At 41.7% G+C, this 17,059-nt stretch carries 15 protein-coding genes; 6 read left to right on the plus strand and 9 right to left on the minus strand.

Annotated features, from left to right (window positions below):
* Positions 1-20 precede the first annotated feature (20 nt).
* The 3 genes from gltC to BA1_RS07365 all read left to right on the plus strand — a co-directional run bounded on the left by gltC (position 21) and on the right by BA1_RS07365 (position 4,577).
* Positions 21-923, plus strand: a complete 903-nt coding sequence (gene gltC, locus BA1_RS07355; RefSeq protein ID WP_008357300.1) for a glutamate biosynthesis transcriptional regulator GltC — start codon at positions 21-23, stop codon at positions 921-923.
* Positions 924-1,017: 94 nt separating this feature from the next.
* Complete coding sequence (locus BA1_RS07360) at positions 1,018-2,751, plus strand: ABC transporter ATP-binding protein (RefSeq protein WP_008357303.1); 1,734 nt, start codon at positions 1,018-1,020, stop codon at positions 2,749-2,751.
* Positions 2,748-4,577 (plus strand): ABC transporter ATP-binding protein, encoded by a 1,830-nt coding sequence (locus tag BA1_RS07365; RefSeq protein ID WP_008357304.1) that lies wholly within the window; start codon positions 2,748-2,750, stop codon positions 4,575-4,577. The genes BA1_RS07360 and BA1_RS07365 overlap by 4 nt, the downstream gene beginning before the upstream one ends.
* Before the next feature lie 148 nt (positions 4,578-4,725).
* Here the strand turns inward: BA1_RS07365 and BA1_RS19430 are convergent, their stop codons facing one another.
* From BA1_RS19430 to proC, 5 genes are all read right to left on the minus strand, one after another.
* The gene (locus BA1_RS19430; protein ID WP_008357306.1) at positions 4,726-4,932 is read right to left on the minus strand and encodes a GNAT family N-acetyltransferase; all 207 of its coding nucleotides are present in this window, start codon (positions 4,930-4,932) and stop codon (positions 4,726-4,728) included.
* A 116-nt stretch (positions 4,933-5,048) separates the two neighbouring features.
* Complete coding sequence (locus BA1_RS19435; protein ID WP_008357309.1) at positions 5,049-5,282, minus strand: hypothetical protein; 234 nt, start codon at positions 5,280-5,282, stop codon at positions 5,049-5,051.
* An 84-nt stretch (positions 5,283-5,366) separates the two neighbouring features.
* Entirely contained in the window at positions 5,367-6,635 is a 1,269-nt protein-coding gene (locus BA1_RS07375; protein ID WP_008357310.1) for a glutamate-5-semialdehyde dehydrogenase, read from the minus strand.
* A gap of 18 nt (positions 6,636-6,653) precedes the next feature.
* The gene (proB, locus tag BA1_RS07380) at positions 6,654-7,772 is read right to left on the minus strand and encodes a glutamate 5-kinase (RefSeq protein WP_008357312.1); all 1,119 of its coding nucleotides are present in this window, start codon (positions 7,770-7,772) and stop codon (positions 6,654-6,656) included.
* A 27-nt stretch (positions 7,773-7,799) separates the two neighbouring features.
* Positions 7,800-8,597, minus strand: coding sequence for a pyrroline-5-carboxylate reductase (gene proC, locus BA1_RS07385; protein WP_008357313.1), 798 nt, complete (start codon positions 8,595-8,597; stop codon positions 7,800-7,802).
* Between the two features lie 471 nt (positions 8,598-9,068).
* On the opposite strand from proC, the gene BA1_RS07390 reads away from it, so the two are divergent.
* Both BA1_RS07390 and BA1_RS07395 read left to right on the plus strand, forming a co-directional pair.
* Entirely contained in the window at positions 9,069-10,265 is a 1,197-nt protein-coding gene (locus BA1_RS07390; RefSeq protein WP_008357315.1) for a cytochrome P450, read from the plus strand.
* A 117-nt stretch (positions 10,266-10,382) separates the two neighbouring features.
* Positions 10,383-12,425: a molybdopterin oxidoreductase family protein gene (locus BA1_RS07395; protein ID WP_008357316.1), complete on the plus strand. Its 2,043-nt coding sequence runs from the start codon at positions 10,383-10,385 to the stop codon at positions 12,423-12,425.
* A 422-nt stretch (positions 12,426-12,847) separates the two neighbouring features.
* Here BA1_RS07395 and csaA read toward each other — a convergent pair whose 3' ends face one another.
* Positions 12,848-13,180, minus strand: coding sequence for a chaperone CsaA (gene csaA, locus BA1_RS07400; RefSeq protein ID WP_008357318.1), 333 nt, complete (start codon positions 13,178-13,180; stop codon positions 12,848-12,850).
* 239 nt (positions 13,181-13,419) lie between these two features.
* Between csaA and BA1_RS07405 the strand changes: the two genes are divergently transcribed.
* Positions 13,420-13,899, plus strand: coding sequence for a site-2 protease family protein (locus BA1_RS07405; protein ID WP_008357319.1), 480 nt, complete (start codon positions 13,420-13,422; stop codon positions 13,897-13,899).
* On the opposite strand, the gene BA1_RS07410 is transcribed toward BA1_RS07405, so the two are convergent.
* The 3 genes from BA1_RS07410 to BA1_RS07420 are packed head-to-tail and all read right to left on the minus strand — an operon-like array spanning position 13,896 to position 16,963.
* Positions 13,896-15,521, minus strand: a complete 1,626-nt coding sequence (locus tag BA1_RS07410; protein WP_008357321.1) for a YndJ family protein — start codon at positions 15,519-15,521, stop codon at positions 13,896-13,898. The genes BA1_RS07405 and BA1_RS07410 overlap by 4 nt on opposite strands.
* Positions 15,514-16,119 carry a DUF4166 domain-containing protein gene (locus tag BA1_RS07415; RefSeq protein WP_008357323.1) on the minus strand — a complete coding sequence of 202 codons (606 nt, stop codon included), beginning with the start codon at positions 16,117-16,119 and terminating at the stop codon, positions 15,514-15,516. Before BA1_RS07415 ends, BA1_RS07410 begins: the two co-directional genes overlap by 8 nt.
* A complete protein-coding gene (locus BA1_RS07420) occupies positions 16,082-16,963 on the minus strand; it encodes a hypothetical protein (RefSeq protein WP_008357325.1) in 882 nt (293 codons plus the stop codon). Before BA1_RS07420 ends, BA1_RS07415 begins: the two co-directional genes overlap by 38 nt.
* Between the last annotated feature and the right edge of the window lie 96 nt (positions 16,964-17,059).

The following is a 17,059-nucleotide window of genomic DNA, read 5'->3' on the forward strand; positions in this document are numbered from 1 at the left end:
GATGGGTGTGAAGTGTAAAAATGGAGCTTCGTCAATTACGATATTTTGTAGAAGTTGCTGACCGTGAACACGTGTCAGAAGCGGCTGAAAACTTACACGTTGCCCAATCTGCCATCAGCCGGCAGATTGCCAATTTAGAAGAAGAACTTGGAGTGGCTTTATTCGAACGAGAAGGACGAAATATCAAACTAACGAAAATCGGCAGACAATTTTTGGACCATGTTAGGACAGCACTAAAGGCAATTGATTACGCCAAGGAGCAAATTGATGAATACTTAGACCCGCACAAAGGGACGGTAAACATTGGATTTCCTACAAGTCTAGCAAGCCAAGTTCTCCCTTCTGTCATTTCGGCCTTTAAGCAGGAATATCCAGAGGTCGATTTTTTACTTAGGCAAGGTTCCTATAAGTTTCTCATTGAAGCAGTCAAAAATCGAGATATCGATCTTGCCTTTTTAGGACCTGTACCGACAAATGATCCTCAAATAGAAGGAAATATTTTGTTTTCAGAAAGCATTTATGCCCTTTTACCTGTTAGCCACCCCTTCAGCGGGCAAAGAAGTATTCATTTAAGTGATTTGAGAAAAGACCATTTTGTTTTATTTCCTGAGGGGTATGTGCTGAGACAAATTGCGGTTGATGCTTGTAAGCAGGCAGGCTATGAACCAACCATTTCATCTGAAGGAGAAGATTTGGATGCGATTAAAGGTCTCGTGTCAGCTGATATGGGCGTTACCTTATTACCCGAAAGTGCCTTTTATGAAACAACACCGCGATTTACAGTGAAAATTCCAATTGATTTCCCGCAAGTGAGAAGAACCGTTGGAATTATTGCCTCTAAATCAAGAGAGATGTCTCCTTCCGCACACGATTTTTATATGTTTGTGAAGGATTTCTTCTCTAAAATTGAACAATATAAATAATTCATTAAAACAAGACATTTCATTTGTAGAAATAATCACTCTTTGTATATGATGAGTTACAAAGCAACAGATTATATGGAAGAAAGGTAATTTTATGAAATCAATTTTATCATTTTTAAAGCCCTATCGGCTATCCGTTGTATCCATTGTCATCCTGACCTTTTTAAGCAGTATGCTCCAGCTGTATTTACCGACTTTGACAGCAGATATCGTAGATGTTGGGATCGTCCAAGGAGATATCGCTTATATATGGAAGGTTGGCGGCTGGATGGTGGCTTGTTCTTTTCTTGCCATCCTGCTTACGATTTGGAAGTCCTACCTGTCATCAAAGACTGCACTTGGCTTCGGACGTGATATAAGAAGACAGCTGTTTGTGCATGTCGAACAATTTTCACTAGAAGAATTTCAAAAGATCGGGACGTCTTCCTTTATTACAAGATCAACAAATGATGTGAAACAAGTTCAAGATGTAACGATCATGATCCTACAAATGATGACAAGAGCGCCTCTTATGCTCGTTGGCGGAATTATTTTGGCTGTGTCTCGAGATGCTGTGTTATCTCTTATCTTTTTAGCAGCCCTTCCCCTTCTTGGCGGGTTTATCTATTTGGTTTCAAGAAAAGCCATCCCGCTATTCGGACAGCTTCAGAAAAAAACAGACAGGCTGAATTTAATTATGAGAGAGTCTCTTTCAGGCATCCGGGTGATTCGTGCGTTTAACCGCGTTGATGATGAAAAGGAGCGTTTTCAAGAAGCCAATACATCATATAAAGATACTGGCCTTAGGGTCAATCGTTTAATGGCATACTTGTTTCCGTTTATGCTGATCATCATGAACTTCACGAATATCGGCATTGTCTGGATTGGCGCAAACCGTATTGATGCGGGACAAATGGAAGTCGGAAATCTTATCGCTTTCATTCAATATGCGATGATGATTTTAATGGCACTCATTATGCTGTCGATGAGCTTTATTATGGTCCCAAGAGCTCAGGCATCCGCTAAACGAATGAATGAAGTGTTAAACATGGAACCGAAGATTACAGACAAAAAATCGTCAGTGACTGACGTTCAACAACCTGCGCAAGCTATTCGGTTTGAGAATGTTTCATTTTATTACTCGAATGCTGAAAAACCAGCCGTTCAAGACATTACGTTTGAAGCCAAAACTGGCGAAACGACAGCGATTATTGGCAGTACGGGTTCTGGGAAAACAACCCTTCTTCAGCTGATGACGCGTTTTTATGAAGCGACAGAAGGACGGATTACACTAGATGGTGTAGATATTAGGGAACTGCCTCAGGAGAAACTAAGAAGTCAGATGGGCTATGTCTCTCAAAAAGCCGTTTTATTCAGCGGAACCATTGCCGATAATGTGCGCTTTGGCCGTCACGATGCGACTGATGAAGACATTTGGCAGGCGCTGCGAACGGCACAGGCCGAGGAATTTGTGCTGCAAAAAGACGGCGGCATTCATGCAGAGATTGACCAAGGCGGTTCAAACCTATCTGGCGGTCAAAAGCAGCGGCTGTCTATTGCAAGAGCACTTGTAAGAAAACCCTCATTCTATCTGTTTGACGATAGCTTCTCTGCCCTTGATTACAAAACCGATGCAAAACTTCGGGCATCACTAGAAGCTGAAAAGGAGCACGCAGCCTTGATTATTGTCGCTCAAAGAATCAGCACAGTGAAACATAGCGATAAAATCATTGTGTTAGATGAAGGAAAGATTGCAGGCATTGGAACACATGAACAATTACTTAAGGATAACCTTGTATATCAAGAGATTGTCGCATCACAGGAAGGTCAGGAGGTGGAGCAAAGATGAGTAAAAAAATGTCTTCTGGAATGGGACATAAAGGCGGTCATCCAAAGGGACCGGTCGTAAAACCGAAGGAATTTAAAAAAACACTTCTTCGTTTGATTGGCTATTTAAAACCGAGGAAATTTCAACTGATCATTGTATTGATTGCAGCGATCGGTTCAACCGTCTTTAATGTCATTAGTCCAAAATTACTCGGGGATGCCACCTCTTCCCTCTTTGAAAGCTTTACACAAGGAACAGGCGTTCAATACGATGTCATTTCACGCATTTTATTGCTGCTTGTCTTATTATATGTCGTTGCCTCTCTCTTTTCATTCGTTCAGCAATATGTGATGGCTGGTGTCTCACAGCAGACGATTGCTGAATTAAGGCAAGAAGCAAATGATAAGCTCACACGTCTGCCCCTTCGTTATTTTGATAAAACAACACACGGGGACACGTTGAGCCGTGTAATGAACGATATTGATAATATTAATACATCTCTACAGCAGGCACTCACCCAGGTGATCACATCTGTGATTACGGTCATCGGGATTGTCCTTATGATGCTTTTCATCAGCCCGTTACTCACCTTGCTAGTATGTTTGACACTGCCGCTTAGTCTGTTTGCGATTCGAGGCATCACATCATTTTCGCAAAAGCATTTTAAGGCGCAGCAAAAAGAGCTGGGAATGATCAATGGACATATTAATGAAATGTTCACAGGACATCAGACGGTTCGTGCGTATGGCTATGAAAAGAAAGCCATTGATACATTTGATCAATTAAACGAACAGCTGTATGAATCTTCAAGAAAAGCGCAGTTTATTTCTGGTTTAATGATGCCAATGATGACCTTTATCGGGAACCTTGGCTATGTGGCGGTTAGTGTAGCCGGCGGGATTCTTGTCATTAACGGAAATATTCGTGTTGGGGATGTGCAGGCATTTATCCAATACACGCAGCAAATGTCGCAGCCGCTTGTGCAAGCATCAAGTGTTGCAAACTTAGTTCAATCTGCCATCGCTTCTGCTGAAAGGGTCTTTGACATTTTGGATGAGGAAGAAGAACATGCGGAAGAGGATGCAGCGATTGATCTTGAAGCACTTTCAGGGGATGTAACCTTTGAACAAGTTCACTTCGGATATGAAAAAGATCATCCGGTGATTCAAGGTTTGAATTTACACGTACAAGAGGGACAAACGGTTGCCATTGTAGGGCCAACAGGTGCTGGAAAAACAACGATCATTAATTTGTTAATGCGCTTTTATGAACTAGATCAAGGTTCCATTCGCATTGGTGGTGTAAAAACGACCGATCTCAGCCGCCGGCAAGTACGTGACTTATTTGCGATGGTTCTTCAAGATACATGGCTTTTTGAAGGCACGATATATGACAATATTGCATATGGCAGGCAGCATGTTTCTAAAGACGATGTCATAAAAGCCGCTAAACATGCCTATGCCGATGATTTCATCCGGACGCTTCCAGATGGATACGACACCATATTAACAGAAGATGCCGGCAACCTTTCGCAAGGCCAGCGTCAGCTGTTAACAATCGCCCGCGCAATTTTATCTGATCCAAAAATTTTGATATTAGATGAAGCGACAAGCAGTGTCGATACGCGGACAGAGATGCATATTCAAAAGGCGATGAATGAATTAATGAAAGGCAGAACGAGCTTTGTCATTGCACACAGACTTTCGACGATTAAGGATGCCGATCTCATTTTAGTCATGAAAGATGGTACCATTATTGAAAAAGGAACGCACAGTGAGCTTTTGAAAGAAAATGGCTTTTATGCTGATCTGTATATGAGTCAATTTGCCGAGCATCAAGTCGGTTAAAAACAAAAAAGAGGATTGACACGCATTTCCCCATCTGTCGATCCTCTTTTTTTATGTCAGAATCCTGACCTCTTTCTTGTTTACAGATGAAAGAATGGAGCAAACACTCTTTAAATATACCTTCAATTCCTCTGCCTATCGCGTTGTTCTAAATGACTTGTGGCCGTTCATCAGTGGACAAAATAGCAAACAAATCATGATCTTTCCACTCTCCATTGATCTTTACATTTTGTCTAGACAGACCTTCTTTTTGAAAGCCAGATTTTTCAAGAACTCGTATGGAGCCGAGATGATGAGGCTGAACACCGGCCTCAATTCTGTGAAGATCCAGTACTTGAAATGCCTCATCCAGCATGAGTGCAATGGCTCTAGTCGTGTAGCCTTTTCCATTTTGTTTTTGATCAAGGCCATATCAAAGCCAGGCACTTTGAAGGACGTTTCTGACAACACCAGACAGTGTCATCGTTCCGATTAGCTGATTCGATTCACAGTGAAAAATTCCTTTTGCATACGTTTCGGCTTTGTTGCGGCCTTGCTGACAGGTCTGAATTCGTTTAATTGTTCGGAGATGGTGTAAAATTTCTCCTGCCTAAGTGGAGTAAATGGCTGAAAGAACGCACGATGTTCATATTCAAGTGTTGTCAGTGCTTCAACATCGCTCTCTATGAGGTCTCTTAAACAGATGGATAAGTAGTTCGCCTCCATGTCATTCCCCTTTCTTGTCTATCTCCTCAGCATTCACTAAAAAACACTACCCCATAAGAAAGGTAGTGTTTTTAGCATTCGTTCTCAGTTTCTAATTTGACCATCACCAGATAGAAGCAGCTTTGTTGTTGTGAGTGCAGGAAGTCCCATTGGTCCTCTTGCATGCAACTTTTGAGTAGAGATGCCAATTTCAGCCCCATATCCGAGTGCGCCGCCATCTGTAAAGCGAGTGGATGCGTTATGGTAAACGGCCGCTGCATCGACTTCGTTTAGAAACGTCAGTGCGTTTTTTTCATCCTCTGTTACGATGGCCTCTGAATGTTTTGTGCCGTACTGATCAATATGGCAAATTGCGTCCTCAATAGAATCAACGACTTTCACCGCAAGATCAAGACTTAAATACTCATCTGTAAAGTCCACTTCTTCAGCAGGAACCGCATTTGAAAAGAAGGCTTGTGCTTCTTGATCGCCATGTACTGTCACATGATGCTGAAGCAGTGCTTCATTCAATTTAGCTCCATTCTCTTTCAGCCAATCGCGATGAACGATCAAGGTCTCAAGTGCATTACAAACAGCTGGGCGATTCGTTTTCGCATTGATCACAATCTCAATGGCTTTCTTCACGTTCGCTGTTTGATCAATAAAGACATGGCAGTTCCCTGTTCCTGTTTCAAGGACTGGAATGGTGGATTCTTCCACAACTGTTTGAATTAATGACGCACCGCCTCGCGGAATCAGGACATCGATCCATTCCTTTAAGTGGAACATCGCTTGAACCGATGAGCGGTCTGTTTGTTCGATAAACTGTACCGCATCACGAGGAATCTTTGTTTCATCCAAGGCTTCATGAATGACGCTTACGATCGCTTTGTTGGAAGAAATAGCGGAGGAACCGCCTTTTAAAATCACTGAGTTGCCTGCTTTTAAAGCAAGTCCTGCTGCATCGACAGTGACATTCGGTCTCGCTTCATAGATCATGCCGATCACGCCGAGCGGTACTCTTCGGCTTTTCACATGTAAGCCATTTTCAAGAGTCCATTCATCCAATATTTCTCCAACAGGATCTGTTAATCTCGTCACAAGCCGCAAACTTTCAGCAAACTCATGAATTCTTTTTTCATTTAACATTAAACGATCCATTAAGGCATCTGAGAAGCCCTTTTCTTTTCCTGCATCTAAATCCTTTTGATTTTCCTGTAAAATGAAGCTGCTTTTCTGTTCTAATGCTTCTGCTATTTTGAGCAGCGCCTCATTCTTTTCCTCTGTTTGAAGTAACCCTAGTTTTTTTGATACGTGCTTTGCTTTTTTCGCTTTTTCTTTGACCGATGTGACAACTTCAGCTGTCAGTGTCATGAAATTCCTCCCTTATGGTTAGCAAACTGGTATTGATAAATCTAAATGACAAACAAATGCTTCAAGATCGACGACATGCACCACTTCATCTTGTAACAAATCACTGCTCAGTGCGAGTTCGTCAGACGCATAATTGACAATGCCGAGCCCAATTTCTCTTCTATCTTGATCTAAAATACGGACAACATCGCCTTTTTTAAACGAACCTTTTACCTCGACAATGCCATCAGATTCAAGGCTTTTCTCGCGGTGCATGAGGTGCTCCTCGGTTTTCTCTTGAACCACGATCTCACCTTTTGGTCCAGAATGAAAAGCAATCCACTGCTTCTTATAATTCAGCGGAGCTAGGTTTTTATCAGCTGTAAAATAAGTGCCGTCCTCTGTCCCATTGATTGCTTTATCTAAAATGTGCGGCGTATCCGCTTTTCCTAAAAAGCCGTTGATACCTGCTGCCATTGAAATTTTAAAGGCGTCGAGCTTCGATTTCATTCCGCCTGTGCCAACGCTGCTTCCGGCATCTCCAGCAGCTGCTTCAATGTCTTCTGTAATTTCTGTGACCTCAAGAATTCTCTTTGCATTTGGGTTTGTATGAGGATTATCTTCATACAAGCCATCAATATCAGATAAAATAGCAAGGAAATCCGCATCAATCAGTCCAGCTACTTTTGCAGACAATGTATCATTATCTCCGAACTTCAAGCGATTGATTGTCACGGTATCATTTTCATTGATAATGGGGATGATGCCCCGATCTAATAATACATTCATCGTATTTCGCACATTTTGATACCGGGTTTCATCTGAAAAATCGCTTCTTGTAATTAAGAGCTGTGAAGCAATATAGCCGTGCGATAAAAATAATGTAGAATATGATTCCATTAAAAGTCCCTGACCTATTGAGGCAGACGCCTGTTTTTCTGGCAGTGTTTTGGGTCTATCAATAAATCCTAGCTTTCGGTAACCTGCTGCAACTGCACCAGAAGAAACCAAAATGACTTCGTGTCCTTCATCTTTGAGTTTGACAATTTGATTCACGAGATTTTCTAGTTTTTTTAAACTGATCTCCCCTTGAAAGCTAGTAAGAGAGCTGCTTCCGATTTTGACAACAATTCGTTTTCTCTCTTTATCTGCGTACACCTTATCACTCCTGTTTTGAGGCTCTATTTATATCGTTACTTTTTGTTTTTGCTGTTCGCTTATCTCTTTTGATCGATTGGCGGCATGTTTGACGGCCTGCTTCATGGCTTCTCCTCCGCCGAAATGATCTAATGCATTTAGTCCTGCAGCAGTTGTTCCATTTGGTGACGTAATTTTTTCTCTAAGGACAGAAGGGTTTTCAGCTGTTTCTTGGAGCATCTTCGCTGCACCAAGAAGTGTCTGTGTCCCGATTTGGCGAGACATTTCTTTTGATAAACCGGCTTCTTCTCCCGCTTCTTCGATTCTTTCCATTAAGAAATAAAAGTAGGCTGGCCCGCTTCCGGCAATTCCTGTAAAAATGTCCATTTGCTCTTCCTGAATGGTATAGACTTCTCCCATTTCAGATAGAAGAGCCTGACTCATGCTCACATCTTCACTTTTTACATAACGTCCAGCAGATAATGCCGTTGCTGATGCCCCGATGGTACTTGACGTATTTGGCATCACCCTCATGACAGGCTGGCCTTCATGCAGCATGTCTTCAATATACGATGATTTCACTCCTGCAAGTACAGACAGGATGAGCTGATCTCTCTGAATATGGGGTTTTAATGATTCAAGTGCTGTTTCAGCATCCTTCGGCTTCATTGCCAGGATCAACATATCCATTTCTTCAAAAGGAAATGAATCCATTGTGGCTGTTTGGATTCCGTAGCGCTTCGTTAATTCATTTAATCGCTGCTTATTTTGCCTGTTTGTTGCGTAAATATGGCCTAACGGCATCTGTTCTGATCGCACAATACCTGCAATCATTCCTTCCGCCATCGAACCTGCTCCAATGAAAGCAACTTTCTTTTGATCAATGATATTGATCCTCTCCCTTGTTCGCTTTTTGTTCGTGTTTTTCGCACGTTAGTTATCGTAACATGATGAGAAATCGTGTCAAGAAAGAGCCGGCGCTTTTCAAAAGTCCCGAATGCACGCTGAACAGCTTGCTGTATGTATGTCAGCTCTGTTTTTCCGAATCAGTAATTTAGATCAAAAGAACTATACGTATTTGAATCAAAGTACCCTTTCGTTCGACTGAATTCACCATTTTATTTTTGGTTTCGGTGACTTCAATTCTATTTTTAAGAAAACGTTATCATTTTTATTGACTGTCTCATTTCCTATGCGATGAATGGGTAAGAATCTTTCGATTAGACTATTGACATATTTTAGAAAACATGTCCGTTGAAATGCGCTTTTCGTGATGATACCGTGAAAGGGAAATCAAGCGAAAAAGGAGTGTTCATAATGAAAGTGAAAAAAAACTATGTCAATGTCATTCCAATGAAAGAAATCCGTTCCACTGATGACCTTCTTTTCCCATTCCCTATCTACAATGAATTACGATCGCAAGGTGATATTCGATACGATGAAAGAAGAAAGTGCTGGGATCTCTTTCGGTATGCGGACATTCAGTCCGTTTTGAAGCAGCCAAAAGTGTTTTCATCACAGCGGGGCAGAAGCACATCTAAAACGAGTATTTTAACAATGGACCCTCCAAAACATACAAAAATGAGAGCACTCGTCAATAAAGCATTCACGCCAAAAGCGATCAAACAATTAGAAGATCAGATTAAAGACCTGACACATGATTTATTAAATCAAGTAAAGGATCAACGTACCTTTGATCTTGTTCAGGACCTAGCAGCTCCCCTGCCTGTCATGATCATCGCCGAGCTTCTTGGTGCAGAGGTGGAAGACCGAGAGCTGATTAAGAAACATTCAGATGCCCTTGTTGCAGGAGCAAAGGATGATTCAAAAGAAGCCATTCAAGCCGTTGTAGAGATGCAAAAACAAGCAGAAGAAGAACTGTCAGAGTACTTTACGCATTTGATCCAAAAGCGGAAAGAAACGCCTGCCGATGATTTAATCTCCCTTCTCATCCAAGCGGAAATTGATGGGGAACATTTAACAGAAAATGAGCTGCTTGGCTTTTGTATTCTCTTACTCGTTGCTGGTAATGAGACGACGACGAATTTAATCACAAATGCAGTACGACTGCTAACAGAGCAGCCGCACATTGCAGAATCAGTCCGGCAAGATCCCTCTCTCATTCCTCAATTGACAGAGGAAACACTGCGCTATTATCCGCCTGTACAAGCGATTGGGAGAATTGCAGCAGAGGATATTGAGATCGCAGGTTCACACATTAAAAAAGGAGACTATCTCATCAACTGGGTTGCCTCTGCGAACCGCGATGAACGGAAATTTGAAGATCCAGATACGTTTCGTCTTGACCGGAAATCCAATCCGCATATGAGTTTTGGTTTTGGTATTCATTTTTGTCTTGGTGCACCTCTCGCCCGGCTTGAGAGTCATATTGCACTTGAGATTTTATTCAATACATTTCAAGAGATCACCTGTGCGGCAGATAAGCTGAAACCCATTCAAAGCACGTTTGTTTTTGGGGTAAAAGAATTTCCTGTACAGGTCACCCGTTTTTAAAAGTCCCTTTGATATGGGGCTTTTTTCATCAGCTTATTCTTACCTTCCTGCTCCGAACATGCTAAAATAAAGTCCATATCAACGTGATCACGGAATTCGGAAAGGAAGCCAAAACTTATGACCGATTATACAGCTATGAAAGACGGAATATTCAAATCAGTTTGTTCGTTAGATTGTCCTGATCAATGCGGTCTTTTAATACATAAAGAAAATGGAAAGATCGTCAAAGTTCAAGGAGATCCAGACCATCCAGTCACTCAAGGAAACATATGCAATAAAGTGCGGAATGTCACAGCCCGCTTATATGATGAAAAACGGCTGACAACGCCATTAAAACGTGTAGGTAAAAAAGGGGACGGGCAGTTTGCACCGATTACGTGGAAAGAAGCCATTGAAACCATCCGGCAAAAATGGACAAAGCTGATCGAAGAAAAAGGTCCGGAAAGCATTTTGCCTTACAGCTTCTATGGGAATATGGGCAATCTCAATGCTGAGGGAATGGACCGCCGCTTTTTCTATCGTCTTGGCTCAAGTCAGCTAGACCGAACGATCTGTCAGTCAGCAGGAACCACTGGCTATAAATATACAATGGGCGCAAGCATCGGGACCGATCCAGAAGACACCATTCATACGAAACTATTTATTTTTTGGGGCATCAATGCCGTGTCGACCAATATGCATCAAATCACCTTGGCACAAAAAGCGAGAAAGCAAGGAGCAAAGATTGTCGTCATCGATGTTCACAGAAACCAAACTGGTCGAATGGCTGATTGGTTCATTCCGCTTCGCCCTGGCACTGACAGTGCGCTGGCTCTAGGGATCATGCATATCCTTTTTGCAGAAAATCGCACAGATCATTCATTTTTAGAAACTTACACGGTCGGCCACAATGAACTTCGCGAGCATGTAAAGCAGTATGATCCAAAAACCGTTGAACAGATCACAGGTGTCCCTAAAGAAGACATCATCACACTTGCGAGAATGTATGCAGAGACATCGCCATCTCTCATTCGTATTGGAAATGGACTTCAGCATCATGATAATGGCGGGATGAGTATAAGAACCATCTCCTGCCTCCCTGCCTTGACGGGGCAATGGCTGCATAAAGGCGGCGGTGCGATGAAATCGAACTCTTCTTTTCTCAGTTATAATGAAACAGCTCTTCAGCGGCCGGATCTATTAAAAGGCCGTACACCTAGATCATTTAATATGAATCAGCTAGGTAGCGTGCTGACCAGCGCAGAGCCTTCCATTGATTCTCTTTTTGTCTACTCATGCAACCCAGCTGTTGTCACACCTGAAGCGAATAAAGTAAGAGAAGGTTTGCTGAGAGAAGACCTATTTACGGTGGTTCATGATCTATTCATGACAGAGACAGCGGCTTATGCAGATATTGTACTGCCAGCGACATCTGCCTTTGAAAATGAGGATTTCTATACTTCATACTGGCATCATTATATTCAAATTCAAGAGCCAGTCATTGAACGCTATGGAGAAAGCAAATCAAACACGGAAGTATTTCGTCTATTAGCTCAGGCCATGGGCTTTGAAGATGAAGCGTTTCGCGAGACAGATGCTGAACTGATGGAACAAGCCCTTCATCATCCAGAAAATCCGCATTATGCAGATATTTCATATCAGGCGCTGAAAGAGAAAAAATGGATCAAAGCAAAACGTGGATCTTTCGAGGAATTAAAGCTCCCTACCCCAAGCGGGAAAATTGAGCTTTACTCTGAACAAATGAAAAAAGATGGATATCCAGCACTTCCAACCTATGTACCACTTTATCAGGAAAGTGATTATCCGCTGACGTTTATACCGGGACCAAATCATAATTTTCTAAATTCCACCTTCTCTCTTCACGAAAAGCATCAAAAGCTTGAAAAATTTCCGAAGCTTCATATGAATGAACAAGATGCAAAAGAGAGACAGATTGAAGATGGTGACATGGTACGTGTGCTCAATGATCGAGGAGAATGTGAACTTGTCGTGTCAGTCGGCCAAAATGTGTTACCTGGCGTTGTGGTCAGTCAAGGATTATGGGCAGATCAGAAAGGCAAAAAACATTTGGTAAATGGTCTCACACCTGATCGTTTGGCAGATATGGGCGGTGGAGCGACGTTCTTTTCTGGCAGAGTTGAGGTTGAAAAATTGTCATAAAAAAGCCAGCAGCCTCGCGGACTGATCCCCGTTTTTGAGACTGGGGTCAACACCACTTTATAAAACAGCCGGTTACCGAAGCTCTTTCGGTGACTGATTGTTTTATATCGCTTCTTTTCATTTGTTGCAAAAATGAAGCTGAACCTATTTCCCTTTCGGCTTATCCCGCATACGCGAGCCACTCATTCATATCCTGCCATGTTTCTTTATATCAGAATATGCATAAGCGCTTCTCTTCTTCCAAAATAAAAGAGAAATCAATTAATGGTTGCATTTAGGCTGGTCCCATGCTATATTAATCAAGCGATGAGCTGAATTGTGTAAGCCGGGTAACACGTCTCTTTGAGACACACACGAATGTGGCGTGTGGTTATTCCGCCTCAATACGCAAAAGACATCTTCTGTTGAAGATGTCTTTTTTCTTACCCTATTTTTGTTCCATTTGCAACCGGCTCATCTGCGGTAAGCAAGACCACGTCTTCTTTCGACGGCATGCCTCCTAAGACTAGCACTTCAGATTTAAACCCAGCAATTCTTCTTGGCGGGAAATTGACGACTGCCACAATTTGTTTCCCGGTGAGATTCTCAGCAGTATAACGTTTTGTGAGCTGAGCGCTGGATTGTTTGATCCCAATCTCATCGCCAAAATCAATCTTTAGTTTCAAAGCAGGTACTCTTGCTTCTGCAAAGAATTCTGCTTCTAATATCGTCCCAACACGAATGTCTAAAGCCAAAAACTGTTCAATATCTGCCATATGAACCTCTCCTTTTCATTGATCCATTCTTCTGTTAGCTGCCCTTGTATCTCTCGCTGATTTCTCCATTGTAGCACAGTCACCTCTTTGAAAAGGAAGGGGAAAAATCTGCAGTCGCCTTTTAGTTTACATAATAAAGTTATCGTGATCTATTAAATGTTTGCATCCTGAAAATGAATTCTGTAAAATGGAAAATAATCCTACTGCTTCCTCTCGAATATTTCAGGGAGGGGTAACACTTGTTTACATTATCGGATATGTGGACGTTTTGCTGGTCATTTTTCGTCATTCTTCCTATCGTGGCCATCTTGCATCAGTTAGGTCATATTTTGGTCGCATGGATGTTTGGGGCAAAGGTTTCTTTTGCACTTGGCCGCGGCAAAAAAGTATTAAAAATAGGCGTAGTTGAAATTCGAAGAATCTATTTTCTAGATGCATTTTGCCATTATGAAGAAATGAGGAAAAATAACCGTTTCTCACACATTCTTGTCTACTTAGGCGGATCATTATGCAACCTGCTCAGTGTTCTCATACTGAATACAATGATCGCCAATGATGTCCTGCCAGAGCATCAATTTTTCTATCAATTTGCTTACTTCTCAGTCTACTATGTCTTTTTTGCTTTACTGCCAGTACAGTATGCAGATCATCATCCAAGTGATGGACAAGCGATTGTCAATATCATTCGTCACGGTGAACCATGTGACATCATTGACTAAGATGAATGACTGTCACTGTCGATATGATACTGAATGGTTAAAAAAGGAATGCCAAACAGCTTCATTTGATGCAATGCTGTGAGACTATTTTCCGTCCCCGGTTTCATGTGAAAGCTTTCTTCCATTGGCAGTTTCATGGTGATGAAAGGCGTATGCACATACAATCCTTCATGACCAGTACTGCCTTTTGGACTTTTACTTTTTAACAAAAAGTCTTCCTGTTCATTAAAAGGTTTTAAAATAGCAGTAAGCTGAGAAAATGGAAGCGGCAAAGCAATATTCATATAGACCGTCTCTTCATCATGGTGCTGGGCATAAAGCGCATAAAAGACTTGCTCGCCTTTCTCATTTCGTCTGATCCACACACGTACATTTTCCCTTTCCTCAAGAGGATGTTGAAATTTTAAAAGACTCCCCGGCATTTCATATGGCTTTCGTGATGACCCTAAATAAAGCTGTCCTAGTCGTCTAAAAACAGGTTGAAGCAAATAGACAAATGGCCTCACCCACCAGTGAAAACAGACGGCTGCTTTTAACGTAAATGACATCGGATCCTCATAAAATCTGCGAATAACAGGTGACACACTCTCTGCTGAAAACGTCTCTCCATTTAATTGGTCAAGAGAATCTACTAAACCGATCTTCTCGTCATGCTGCATGTGTTGATTTTGAAAAGACATGAACTGAAAGCGACCGTGAACTCTCGAAACCGGAAAATCCTTCTGTTTCAATCGATCAGCTGGCCTTTCAATCAGCCACCCTATGAGACCTGGTAAAATCACCATACTTGCATTGATACTGCCATGAAACCAAATCATTTGATCGATGCTTATGTAGGTAACACGTAAAAGCATACCAGCAGAATATAGTAATGATAAGGCGATGGTTCCCATTAAGATGATGCTAGAAAACACAACGAGCCCCTTTGCGGCAGTTGAACGAAACCTTGTTTTCATACACAGAATTCCATACAAATAAAGTGCGATCACATAAAGAATGACACTGAACGTATCAAACAGGCGAGAATAACTGATTCCAACAGCAATCATCATAGGTGACAGTAAAATCAACCAACCGCCTATTTTGTATAGAATCGTCTCTTCTTTCCGCTGCCTCCCTAATAATCCATAAAAGATGGGGATAAAAAAAGCGGAGTAATGAAAATGAATAGCGGTCAAAAGAACAATCATCGGTGAAAATGTCATCACTTGTATATCTGCTGTGTACAGCCAGAACCAAAGCCCGCCTAAAGCGATATACATCAATGCGCCATCTATCATCAGCTCATGAAGCGGATGGATTCCTCTTTTCAAGAAGCGGATGAAACCAAATAAAGCCAGAATCATTGTATAGAAAAGCCATCCCAATGCGAGCCAAAGGGAATGATAGATGAATGCACCTGTTGCACATAGCGCTGCTGCTGGGAAGGCTTTCATTATGAAGTAAATCAGCCACTCCTGCTGCCGTTTCTTCTCTTCCTGATAGAAAAAGTGTAAGAACGCGGGAAGAAAAAACAAAATCGCAACGAGGACAAAGAATTCTGCTATGGGAGCTGTCGTTAAACGGATAACGAGAAAGCAAGACATCAAAATGATGCTAGACGTCAAATGCCATTTATTCATGAGATGACACCCTTTCTGTAAACCGGCCCTTGTATGTAAAAAGAGTGCCAAAAAGGCGATTTTTCACTTGGACATCAATGGTATACTCACCTGCACGCTCATCGTAACCTTCCGTTACATCAGATACACCGTAAAGCCATGAAGGCAGCGGCCACTCCCGCCCCAACATCAAAAACTTTTGCTTACCTGATTGAATGTGCAAGAACCCTTTTTCCGTGACTGTAAAATGAAGCTCTGACATCAGAAGCCTAGGTTTTCTAAAGTAGTCCAGTACTTGATGACTCTTCTGATCAATGATCATATCTGCATCAAAATGTCTTTCCTTCTTTGGGAAATAGAACGTACGAAACCAGTGCATTCCTTCTTCTCCTTTACTTGTCGTAAAAGGCTTGTTCACGATTTGGAAGGGAATATTTTGACCTCTTTCAGGAAAAAAGCAGCGAAACAATGGACCGATTTTAAACAACAATCGAATGAGCTTCGTTCCGCCACCTATTTCCTCCATGATGCCTTCGGCCGTAAATGCACGGTTATAACGTTCTTTTAATTTTGGATGCAGCTTATCGTAGTCCTTTACTTGATAATGATGAACGACCATGTCTAGCTCCCCTTTTTCGTTTGATCGAAAACACATCTACACAATCTTTTAAATTAATCATTCCTGCAACGGACAAGATGAAAAATGCACTCAGCACAAGCGGCTCATGCAGAGTCGTTTTTGGTGATAAAATCCCTATACTAAGCATTATGAGCAGAAAGATGCTTTGAAGGATGAATATATATTTCTTTGGCAGCTTAGGCATGAGCCATGATACGCCTAATAGTGCATAAAACAATCGAAATCCGGTGCTATGATCAAAAGCAGAAGGTGAAAAGGGAATCATCGCCTGACATAACCAGACGACAGCAAACAGCAAACAAATGCCATAATGGGCAAGTGTTCTCTCAAGCAGCAAACGGGGATGTGTGCCCTTTTCAAGCCACGTCTTTAATGCGCCAAAGCTAAAGGCCGTCATAAAACCCATCATTGGACGAAAAAAGAACCGGTCTGCCCATTTCCACCCTTTTCCTTCTTTTGTTTCATAATCAAATTGCGTTTGAAACACAATGTGATCATTTGTTTTCATGTATTTCCAATACCCTCCACCTTCTTTAATAAAAGATAAAGGATGTGACGACTTAAATTGAAGTGAGGATGCTCTTTCATGACGCTCATCCTTCACGCTCGTTCGATACGATCCTGTCCCAGTCACACTGATGCCGAATCCAAGATGTTTTTCATATAAAAAGGATTGGGGCTGTTCATCTCTTGGTCCATTTAATGAAATGGTCGAAAACCGCAAATCCCATTGTTCATGAAGCTTTGGATTTTGCGTATACTCCCATACTTTTTCAATAGGTGCATGAATGGTTGTTTCCACATAAACAGGCTTTCTTTTCATCTGCCTCTACTCCTCTATGTGAATTATTTCACATAATAAGCATACCATGTTTCACAAAACTGTCAAATCTTTATTGGTTATTTGCAAAAAAAATGT

This window comes from Bacillus xiamenensis, from assembly GCF_000300535.1.
In the GTDB taxonomy this organism is placed as follows: domain Bacteria; phylum Bacillota; class Bacilli; order Bacillales; family Bacillaceae; genus Bacillus; species Bacillus xiamenensis.

Bases quoted from the DNA above. Each gene is read 5' to 3' on its own strand.
- BA1_RS07395 (WP_008357316.1), top strand. From the start codon at position 10,383: ATGACCGATTATACAGCTATGAAAGACGGAATATTCAAATCAGTTTGT.
- BA1_RS07415 (WP_008357323.1), bottom strand. From the start codon at position 16,119: ATGGTCGTTCATCATTATCAAGTAAAGGACTACGATAAGCTGCATCCA.
- BA1_RS07360 (WP_008357303.1), top strand. From the start codon at position 1,018: ATGAAATCAATTTTATCATTTTTAAAGCCCTATCGGCTATCCGTTGTA.
- BA1_RS19430 (WP_008357306.1), bottom strand. From the start codon at position 4,932: ATGCTGGATGAGGCATTTCAAGTACTGGATCTTCACAGAATTGAGGCC.
- BA1_RS07410 (WP_008357321.1), bottom strand. From the start codon at position 15,521: ATGAATAAATGGCATTTGACGTCTAGCATCATTTTGATGTCTTGCTTT.
- BA1_RS07375 (WP_008357310.1), bottom strand. From the start codon at position 6,635: ATGACACTGACAGCTGAAGTTGTCACATCGGTCAAAGAAAAAGCGAAA.
- BA1_RS07390 (WP_008357315.1), top strand. From the start codon at position 9,069: ATGAAAGTGAAAAAAAACTATGTCAATGTCATTCCAATGAAAGAAATC.
- csaA (WP_008357318.1), bottom strand. From the start codon at position 13,180: ATGGCAGATATTGAACAGTTTTTGGCTTTAGACATTCGTGTTGGGACG.
- BA1_RS19435 (WP_008357309.1), bottom strand. From the start codon at position 5,282: ATGGAGGCGAACTACTTATCCATCTGTTTAAGAGACCTCATAGAGAGC.
- BA1_RS07365 (WP_008357304.1), top strand. From the start codon at position 2,748: ATGAGTAAAAAAATGTCTTCTGGAATGGGACATAAAGGCGGTCATCCA.
- BA1_RS07420 (WP_008357325.1), bottom strand. From the start codon at position 16,963: ATGAAAAGAAAGCCTGTTTATGTGGAAACAACCATTCATGCACCTATT.
- gltC (WP_008357300.1), top strand. From the start codon at position 21: ATGGAGCTTCGTCAATTACGATATTTTGTAGAAGTTGCTGACCGTGAA.
- proC (WP_008357313.1), bottom strand. From the start codon at position 8,597: ATGGCGGAAGGAATGATTGCAGGTATTGTGCGATCAGAACAGATGCCG.